8 protein-coding genes are annotated in these 8,954 nt (G+C 49.4%); 7 read left to right on the top strand and 1 reads right to left on the bottom strand.

Annotation, left to right across the window (positions count from 1 at the left end; genetic code table 11):
- The 5 genes from L693_RS0110465 to L693_RS0110450 form a co-directional block, all read left to right on the top strand.
- On the top strand, window positions 1-1,475 hold a 1,475-nt coding region (locus tag L693_RS0110465; RefSeq protein ID WP_231503606.1), incomplete at its 5' end, for a hypothetical protein.
- Window positions 1,472-1,690: a hypothetical protein gene (locus L693_RS31325; RefSeq protein WP_049825122.1), complete on the top strand. Its 219-nt coding sequence runs from the start codon at window positions 1,472-1,474 to the stop codon at window positions 1,688-1,690. The genes L693_RS0110465 and L693_RS31325, both read left to right, overlap by 4 nt.
- Window positions 1,691-1,881: 191 nt before the next feature.
- The gene (locus L693_RS0110460; protein WP_025717209.1) at window positions 1,882-2,622 is read left to right on the top strand and encodes a DUF1361 domain-containing protein; all 741 of its coding nucleotides are present in this window, start codon (window positions 1,882-1,884) and stop codon (window positions 2,620-2,622) included.
- A gap of 75 nt (window positions 2,623-2,697) precedes the next feature.
- Window positions 2,698-2,901 carry a YwbE family protein gene (locus tag L693_RS0110455; protein ID WP_025717208.1) on the top strand — a complete coding sequence of 68 codons (204 nt, stop codon included), beginning with the start codon at window positions 2,698-2,700 and terminating at the stop codon, window positions 2,899-2,901.
- Between the two features lie 101 nt (window positions 2,902-3,002).
- The gene (locus tag L693_RS0110450) at window positions 3,003-3,563 is read left to right on the top strand and encodes a DUF2238 domain-containing protein (RefSeq protein WP_231503604.1); all 561 of its coding nucleotides are present in this window, start codon (window positions 3,003-3,005) and stop codon (window positions 3,561-3,563) included.
- A gap of 51 nt (window positions 3,564-3,614) precedes the next feature.
- Here L693_RS0110450 and L693_RS0110445 read toward each other — a convergent pair whose 3' ends face one another.
- Window positions 3,615-4,784: a glycosyltransferase family 4 protein gene (locus L693_RS0110445; protein WP_025717206.1), complete on the bottom strand. Its 1,170-nt coding sequence runs from the start codon at window positions 4,782-4,784 to the stop codon at window positions 3,615-3,617.
- A gap of 261 nt (window positions 4,785-5,045) precedes the next feature.
- On the opposite strand from L693_RS0110445, the gene L693_RS0110440 reads away from it, so the two are divergent.
- Together L693_RS0110440 and helD are read left to right on the top strand one after the other, a co-directional pair.
- Window positions 5,046-6,071: an FUSC family protein gene (locus tag L693_RS0110440; RefSeq protein WP_025717205.1), complete on the top strand. Its 1,026-nt coding sequence runs from the start codon at window positions 5,046-5,048 to the stop codon at window positions 6,069-6,071.
- A gap of 376 nt (window positions 6,072-6,447) precedes the next feature.
- Entirely contained in the window at window positions 6,448-8,811 is a 2,364-nt protein-coding gene (gene helD / locus L693_RS0110435) for an RNA polymerase recycling motor HelD (RefSeq protein ID WP_025717204.1), read from the top strand.
- The last annotated feature ends 143 nt before the right edge of the window (window positions 8,812-8,954 follow it).

Here is an 8,954-nt window from a genome sequence, read left to right as displayed (position 1 = left end):
GGCCCCCCCCCAGCCGTTATTACGGCGGGGTGACCGATGATGAGAACGGGATCGCCTGGCCTAACCATTCGGTCGGTACTCCTGCGACGATGGCGATCTGGGCGGCTGCACTCGTCAATCCGAATTCTATCTACTATCGAAATGAGGATGTGCTTATCCGGCTGGAGCTGGCAGCGCAGTACATGCTGCGTGTACAGCATGAGGACGGCTCTATTTCGCCGGGCTGGACCAATTTTCACTCACCGCCGGATACAGCGTTCGTGGTTGTGGGCTACACCCAGGTCTATCAGCTGCTGGTTGGGAGCGACTGGCTTGAGCTGCGCCGGGTGACGGATGCCATGCGCTTGTTTCTGGAGCAGACGATCCCGGTCATGCTGACCGGAGGCTGCCATACGCCAAACCACCGCTGGGTACTGTGTGCTGCCCTGGGATTTCTGCATGAATTGTTTGATCTGCCCGAGGCGCTTGTGCGGGCCGAAGCATGGATGGCAGAAGGTCTGGACGGGACGCCAGATGGCGAATGGACGGAGCGCAGCAACGGAATTTACAATGCCGTCAGCGATATTATGCTGATTCATGCTGCCCGTTTACTGAATCATCCAGAGCTGCTCGAGCCGGTACGCCGCAATTTGCACATGATGGTCTATCTTATCCATCCTGATGGTGAAGTGGTCACGGAGTATTCAGGAAGACAGGATTTCGGTGTGAAACTGAACTTATCCTCCTATCTTCTTCCGTATGCCATGCTGGCTACCGAGGATGAAGACGTCATATTTGAAGCGATGGCTGTCGCCGCCATTCAAGTCATGGATCATCCGGGCGGTGCTCCAACCAATGCGGCTGTACGTTTTTTACTAGATTCACGTTTGCAAACTCGCAAGGTATCGCCAGCCCAATTACCCGTCAGCTATAACAAGCTGCTGAACGGAGACTTTCCAAGGGCTGACTATCTGAGCCGGATGGACGAGGCAGGGCATCACCAGCAGATCTATCATAGCCGTCTGCATACAGACTTTGGCGCTCCAGTCGTACGATATCGGCAGGAGGACACCAGTGCGACGCTAATGTCGGAGGCTTCATCATTCCTGTCGCTGCGGCATGGTGATGCACGACTGCTGGCGGTGCAGGCTGCCTCCTATTTTTCGCCCGGTTTTGTACCGATGCAGGAGCTGACAGCTTACGAAACGGGCTGGACGCTGGCAGGTCAGCAGGCCAAAGGCTACTATGGTCCTGTAGCTGCTTCAGATCTGCCGCCAACCTCGCAGGAGGAGGTTAGTCCATGGTATCTGCTCCCGCATCACAATCGGCCGCTAACCCATGAACAGCGGCATGAAATACGGGTCGACGTGGATTATCATGAGGATGTATGGAAGCTGTGTTTTCGCTCAGAGGGTCCGGTGGACTGCATGACCCAGATCAGTTTTTTTTTTTTGGACGTGAGGGAAAATTTACTTGCGGAGAGTACGGGCTGGTGAATGAAACGGTACAATGCTGGACGGGTGGTACAGCACGTTATGAATCAGGGAATGCATGGTTTGAACTGACGGGAACAGCCATGGAACATAAGGCTACTTCGGTTCGGGGGGCTGCTCACCCTATGGATTGCTACACGTTGCTGGTCAACTGGATGGCTCCGTTTGACAAGACGATCAGCATTCGTATGTCGCCTTTGCCTGTGAGTGAAGTCTGAAGTACAGTAAGCATCTATTTTCCGGGGATAAGGCCAATTCTCGGAGAAAAGGTGCTTTTTTTTGTGTCTTCATTTATATAGAGATGGAGCGCTTCCATTGAGCTTGAAGCCATTGTGGTGTACACTGTCCAAAACAGGTGTAAATTGGAATGTCAGGCAGACTGGACGGTTGCAAAGGAGGGAAAGCGCAAATGTATGCCCGTTTAAGATCGTTAAATTATCCTGTAAAAGGGTATGTATTTATGGTATTGGCCGTATGCTCAGTGATCAGCACTTTATGGATCATTAATGTGCAGTTGCCCTCAGGGGGACGCCCTTATTTTTTTATATGGTGGAATATGATGCTGGCCTGGATTCCCATGATTTTGACATTGCTGCTGGATGTAATTCATTGTTCCTGGAAAAGAGGGACGAGGACGTTTCTGCTGTGGGTAACAGGGGTGGCCTGGCTCGTGTTTTATCCCAATACGCCCTATTTAATTACAGATTTGTTGCATGTATTCGCCAAATATCCATTTCTTGAGGAGCAGCGCTTCTGGGGAAATCCATATTTCTGGAATCATGTACTGGGGATGCTGCTGGTAGCTGTTCTTGGCCTGACGATGGGCTTTGTATCACTTGAATCCATACGACAGTTGGTACAACGTGCACGTGGCGGGCTTGTAAGCTGGCTGTTTGTGGTGGTAGTCCTGTTGCTGAGCAGTCTGGGTATTTATATTGGTCGTTTCTTTCGCGGAAATACGTGGGATATTGTTTCTGGGCCTTCCCAACTGTATGAACAAGTATCTTCTATATGGGCAGATTCCCTGCAGCGGGCTCACTTTATAGAATTTAGCGGGCTGATATTCGTTATTTTGCTGGTCAGCTATGTGTCTACGATGTGTATCATCTGGATGGGAAACAGCCGTCGGGACGAATGGCGTAGCTGGTAATTTTGATGCCCTAAAGGGATGTCCTGTATGGATGCATAGGTCTTAACATGTAAAATCGAAAGGAGGAACAGTACGATGAACGGACAAAACCGATCCGATATCCATGCTGGTCTTAGAGTGGATATTGTACTTAAAAAGGATCAGCCCACCGGGAAGCTGACGCGAGGAACGGTGAAGGACATTCTGACCAATTCCCCGCGTCATCCGCATGGAATCAAAGTGCGTTTGACAGATGGGCAGGTTGGGCGAGTCAAGCATATAGTAACGAATGAAGGGTAGAGCTATGGGCAAAGGAGGGATGACGTATAAATCAGGTAATAATAAGCTACAAAAATGATCGCTACCCGCTTGTTTTGCTTGTATTGTTGGCGCTTGCTCTTATGTGGTCCTTGATTCGTCCAGCGGATTATTTTACATGGATACTGGAAGTTTTCCCAGCGGTTATAGGAACTGTGCTGCTGGCGGCTATTTACCGCCGATTCCGGTTTACAAACCTGGTGTACACCCTGATCTGGCTGCATGCACTGATCCTGATTGTCGGCGGACACTATACCTATGCCGAAATGCCGCTGTTTAACTGGATCCGGGACACCTTCGGGCTGGAGCGCAACTATTATGATCGGCTTGGGCATTTTGCACAAGGTTTTGTGCCTGCGCTCATTGTCAGGGAAGTGCTGCTGCGTAAAACGACCTTGGGAAGCGGCGGCTGGCTCACATTCCTCATCGTTAGTGTGTGTCTTGCGATCAGTGCTGCGTATGAGCTGATTGAGTTTGCGGTAGCCAAGGCAACCGGAACGGCAGCAGAAGCTTTTTTAGGGACACAGGGAGATGTATGGGATACCCAATGGGATATGCTGCTCGCATTGATCGGTGCCCTGACAGCTGTAATTTTATTAAGTGGGGTACATAACAAGCACCTCAAGCAGCTAAAGCATAAGTAGCATACTTTTTAGCTTTTTTTATCCTATCTGTAATTCCATAGCTTTAAAAGGCTATATTCGTGTTATAGGGTGGCTGTTGAGCTGGAGGGTGGCTGCGTCCATGTAGCTGTCCAGCAGCCGTTTAAAAATGCGATCCCATGTCTGCCCCAGGCTGTAGGCTCTACCTGCTTTGGACATAGAGCGACGAAGCGGGGCATCCTCGTACAACAGGTGTACAGCTTCAGCGAAGGCAGCAACATCCCCAGCAGGACACAATAGACCCGTTTTCCCGTGAATTAAATTATCTTTTACCCCGCCCTCATCGGCACCGACCACGGGTGTACCGCTTGCCATCGCCTCCAGTACGACGTTGCCAAAGGTTTCCGTGGTGGAGGGGAAGAGAAACACGTCGGCTGCGGCGTATAATTCAGCCAATTCTTGCCCTTTTACAAAACCCAGCCAGTGAACTGCATGCTCCGGCAACCCCATGTCTGCGGCTGTCTTTATCTTGTGTAATGGGCCATCTCCTGCAATGACCAATACCGAGGCTGCGCGGACATCGCCGGGCAACTGGAGATAGGTATCCAGTAGGGTGTCTATCCCCTTTTCCGGTGCAAGTCTGCCGACATACAATATGACGAATGCATCTGCACGAACGCCCCATTTGCCCCATACTGCATGACGATCCACTTTTGGCTGGAAGCGATCAGTATCAATTCCTCTGCCCCAGATTTCGAGTTGACCCATTCCCTTATTACGCAATAACTCCATTGTTGACCGAGAAGGAACATACACCCTTTCGCAATGTCTGTGAAACCAGAGCATATATTTCCATAAGGCAGGTTCAAGCCAGCGAAGCTTGTAGTATTCGAGGTATTTATCAAAGTGGGTATGGTATGAGGCGACGAGTGGAATATGGTGTTTGGCTGCGTAGCCCGTTCCATAAAGGCCAAGGTTAAACGGAGTGGCAACATGAATCAGATGTGGTGAAAAGGCTGATAAACGCTCATTGATTTGCTTGGCGTTGGGGATCGCAAGTCTGCATTCCCGGTACAGCAAAAAGGGAATGCTCCGCAGCCGCTCCACGCCCGGACCCGAGGACAGATCGTAGTCTGCCTCCGGTGCGAAGACGAGTGTGGATACCCCATGTGTCTCCAGATAGTCAATCCATCGTTCCAGTGTCAGGGCAGCGCCATTGACGTCAGGCGCATACGTATCGGTAAATAATGCGACTCGAAGCATGCCTTCATTCCTCCTTCGCCATTCTCATTTATCCTATGACGTTTCAAGGGAGTCCGCTTGGAGGCCCCGGCTTTAATTGTGTCATGATTTTGTTTACGGGCTTGCCGGGTTTTGTAAAAGTTGGCCCGCAGACAAGGCATTTTCATAAATATTTCTTGTCGCCGAGTGTTTTGGGTAATAATAAGGCATAGACTTTATTTTGAAATTTCATTATAGTAATTCGGTATGAATAAATTTGAAGGGTAAGCAGGAGGGATGGCTTTGGCTTTTGGAGCACGGGTGTTAAAAACGGGGATCGCAGTGACGCTCGCCCTTTTTCTGAGCATGCTTTTGAACACCCATTCGCCTGTGGGGGCAGCGATAGCCGCTATTTTTGCCATGCAACCGTCGATATATAGGTCGTGGCGTTATTTTCTGGATCAACTCCAAACAAGCACACTAGGTGCAATCATGGCGTTGCTGGGCGGAATGGTATTTTCGAATGAGCCGATTGCGGTCGGGTTGGTATGTGTACTGGTACTTATGATATGTCTGAAATTAAATATGGCAGATACAGTAGGGCTAACACTGGTTACAGTTGTTTCTGTCATGGAAGCCTCGGATGACTGGAAATTTGCCGTGACCCGTTTTGCGCTTACTTTAATCGGGATTGTTTCTGCTTTTGTTATTAATATTACGGTGTTTCCTCCGAAACCGAAAAGACAGTTTATCAATCAGATTCAAAATGTATTTAACACGATGTCCTTGCTGCTGCGCACCGCCATTTCCGATGAAATTAAGGAGTCTGTCTTTAAAGAGGAAAAAGGGAATCTGGAGGGAGCTATTAAATCGCTGTCGGATAAATATCATTTGTTCGAGGAGGAGCAGAAGAAGCTCAAGCGCTCCCGATTCAGTCAGACAAGACAGATGGTAGTATACAAGCAAATGCTCGAAAGCTTGCACAAGGGGTACGAGGTACTGGATGCGGTAGAAAGGCATTATTTCCAATCGTTACGACCGGAGGGAACAGATGCATTTTTTGATCATCATCTGGAGCTGCTGATCCGGTTTCATGAACACGCGCTGCTGAAATTCGAAAACAAGCTAAAGCCGAACGAGGATGAGAGTGAAATATTCCAGCAGGCGAACAGTGAATTTATGAAGCATGCGATTACACGTTTTGACCATTGCCAGGAGGGGATGCTGCGTCTCTCCATTGTGGCTGCGGCCATGTATGATTATGGTCACCAGCTGGAGCGGTTGAGCAGACTGGCCGATCATATTCATCCTGTGGAAGAGAGCAAATAGCGATTACAAATAACTCAAAAAGCAAAAGCGACCGTATGCATCAATCAGATGAACGGTCGCTTTTTTATGTAATGAATTCAGCTATTGAAAAAACGGCTACACGAGCTCATCGAACTCTATAAAAAGAATACAAAAAAAGCCCGCTGGTTGCGAACAGGGACTGAACTTGCTACAATATAGAATGCTATGTTTTAGGATAAAACCATGATTGTAAATTGTATACTACACTTCTTATGACAGTATAGCATACTTCAAAGGGTTAGTCAATTTTCTCGGATCAGGGGATGTCGTAGGTATGCCAAGGTCCATAATAATGCATAGTTTGATGCAAGGGAGCCCTGCGGGAGCAGGAGGAAACGGAACAGGAGTGACGCCAATGGCTACTGAACAGCAATGGAATGAGGAGCAACGAAGAGTAGAGGATGTGACCGCAGTCATTAGTGGGCGTATTCGGAAGCTGGAGACCGAGGTTGGCTCTGTGCGCGGAGATGTCGTAGATATGCGGAAAGATTTTTGGGATGAGGTAACGATCAATTTCAGTGAAGCGGATGATGTGGGCGAGACGTCTACCAGCTTGCGTCAGCAGTCTGAGATTTTGTCCGAACGGGAGCGTAGGCACAAGCATTCTACTGAGGCGCTAGGGCGGTTAAAAAAGCTGCTCGAATCACCCTATTTTGCACGTATTGATTTTGCTGAGCAAGGTCAGCCCGCAGAACGTGTTTATCTCGGGATCGCCTCCCTGTTGGATAATCAGGACGAGGAATTTCTGATCTACGACTGGCGTGCGCCTATTTCCAATCTCTATTATGATCATATGCCGGGTCCCGCTGCTTATGAGACGCCGGCAGGTGAGATGGAAGGAGAACTGACGCTCAAGCGCCAATTTTCGATCCGTGATGGACAGATTCGTTTTATGTTCGATACAGGGGTAACGATTGGAGACGAGCTCCTTCAGGCGGTATTGAGTCGAAGCTCGGATGCCCAAATGAAGAGTATTGTTGCTACCATTCAAAAAGAGCAGAATCGCATTATCCGTGATGATCGAAGCCGGATGCTCATCGTGCAGGGGGCGGCAGGAAGCGGCAAAACGTCGGCTGCGCTCCAGAGAGTAGCGTATTTGCTGTATAAGTACCGTGATCGCTTGCGGGCGGATCAGGTCGTGCTATTTTCGCCTAACCCGATGTTTAACAGCTATGTTTCGACGGTATTGCCTGAATTGGGCGAGGAAAATATGCTTCAGGCTACCTTTCAGGAATATTTGGAGCGCCGTCTGGGCCGGGAGTTTCAGCTGGAAGATCCTTTTGAGCAGCTGGAATATGTGCTTTCGGCATCGTCACATCCTGGGTATGATGCGAGAATGGAAGGTATTCGCTTCAAGTCGTCCAAGACGTTTTTGCGTGTAATTACAGGCTACAAGGCATATTTGGAACAAGAAGGAATGCATTTTAAACCCGTTCGCTTCCAGGGGCGCGAGGTGATTTCGGTAGAGCAGATGGCCCGCAAGTTTTATGAGTTTGACCCTGCTGTGCGGCTGGCGAACCGTCTGGAGCTGCTTAGGGAATGGATGCTCAAGGAGCTGGCCCGCTTCGGTAAGGAGGAATGCTCCGCCCCATGGGTGGACCAGCAGATGGATTTGATGGAGCCGGAGGATTATCAGCGTGCATATAATCGTATGCGCCGTAAATCGAAGAACAAGGGCGATACGTTCGACGATTTTACACGTGAGCGGGAAATATTGGCGCGCATGGTGGTTAGTGACCGCTTGAAGCCCTTGCGCAAATGGATCAAGGCGCTTCGTTTTGTAGACACCACCCGTTTATACGGAGAGCTGTTCCTGAATGAGACGCTGCTCGGCCAACTGGCAGATCACGCAGAGCTGCCTGGCAGCTGGAGTGAAATTAGTCGGCAAACGCTGGAGCGTATTCAGGCCGGGGAACTGGCGTACGAGGATGTGACGCCCTTTTTATACCTGCGCGAGCTGATGCTTGGCTTCCGTTCCAATAGCAACATCCGTCATGTGTTTATTGATGAGGCACAGGACTATTCACCCTTCCAGCTCGCTTTTTTCAAACGCTTGTTTCCACAGGCTAAAATGACGGCATTGGGTGATTTTAATCAGGCGATCTATGCCCATGCCTCGGTGCTTCAGGATGCAGAACCATTGTATGACCTGTATGGAGCAGAACAAACCGAGATGATTTCCCTCACACGCAGCTATCGCTCCACACAGGAAATTGTGGAGTTTACCCGCGGGATGGTAGCTGGGGGCGAGCATATCATACCGTTCAATCGTAAGGGTGAGAAGCCGCATGTAACCGAGGTGCATTCGCGTGAACAATTGCATCAACGGATTGTCGGGAATATCACGGAATTGTTGGCGGAAGGCTATGAATCCATTGCAGTCATCTGTAAAAATGCCGGTGAAAGCGCAGCAGCCCACGAGGCGCTGGAAGGACGATTGCCAGTGAAGCCAAAATTGATCAAGAAAACAACTCCTGCCTTTGAAAAGGGGATTCATATCATCCCTGCTTATCTGGCAAAAGGCGTGGAGTTTGATGCGGTCCTGATCTATGACGGATCGGCTGAGCAATATCGACGTGAAAGTGAACGCAAGCTGTTCTACACTGCCTGTACACGAGCGATGCACTTGCTGCATGTCTATACACTGGGCGAGATTACACCCTTTGTAAGCTCGCAGGCATCGAATACGTATATGTACACATTGGAAGAAGAGAAGTGAGCCTGTAAAATATTATGTGCTGCCCGGATTCATCGAGGACCGACTAGCATTATGGAGCGTATTCCAGTAACATAAGCAAATAAGCAAATCAGGTAAGAAGCAAAAACGGAGGTAACAAACGTAATGGACATGAAGAGTGTATT

The organism is Paenibacillus sp. 1-18, assembly GCF_000520755.1.
Taxonomy (GTDB): Bacteria; Bacillota; Bacilli; order Paenibacillales; family Paenibacillaceae; genus Paenibacillus; species Paenibacillus brasilensis.
This window is presented reverse-complemented; position numbering and strand designations above follow the sequence as displayed.

What these genes read in the sequence shown, in the direction of transcription:
- helD (WP_025717204.1), top strand. Translation starts at nt 6,448, where the DNA reads ATGGCTACTGAACAGCAATGGAATGAGGAGCAACGAAGAGTAGAGGAT.
- L693_RS0110445 (WP_025717206.1), bottom strand. Translation starts at nt 4,784, where the DNA reads ATGCTTCGAGTCGCATTATTTACCGATACGTATGCGCCTGACGTCAAT.
- L693_RS0110460 (WP_025717209.1), top strand. Translation starts at nt 1,882, where the DNA reads ATGTATGCCCGTTTAAGATCGTTAAATTATCCTGTAAAAGGGTATGTA.
- L693_RS0110455 (WP_025717208.1), top strand. Translation starts at nt 2,698, where the DNA reads ATGAACGGACAAAACCGATCCGATATCCATGCTGGTCTTAGAGTGGAT.
- L693_RS0110450 (WP_231503604.1), top strand. Translation starts at nt 3,003, where the DNA reads ATGTGGTCCTTGATTCGTCCAGCGGATTATTTTACATGGATACTGGAA.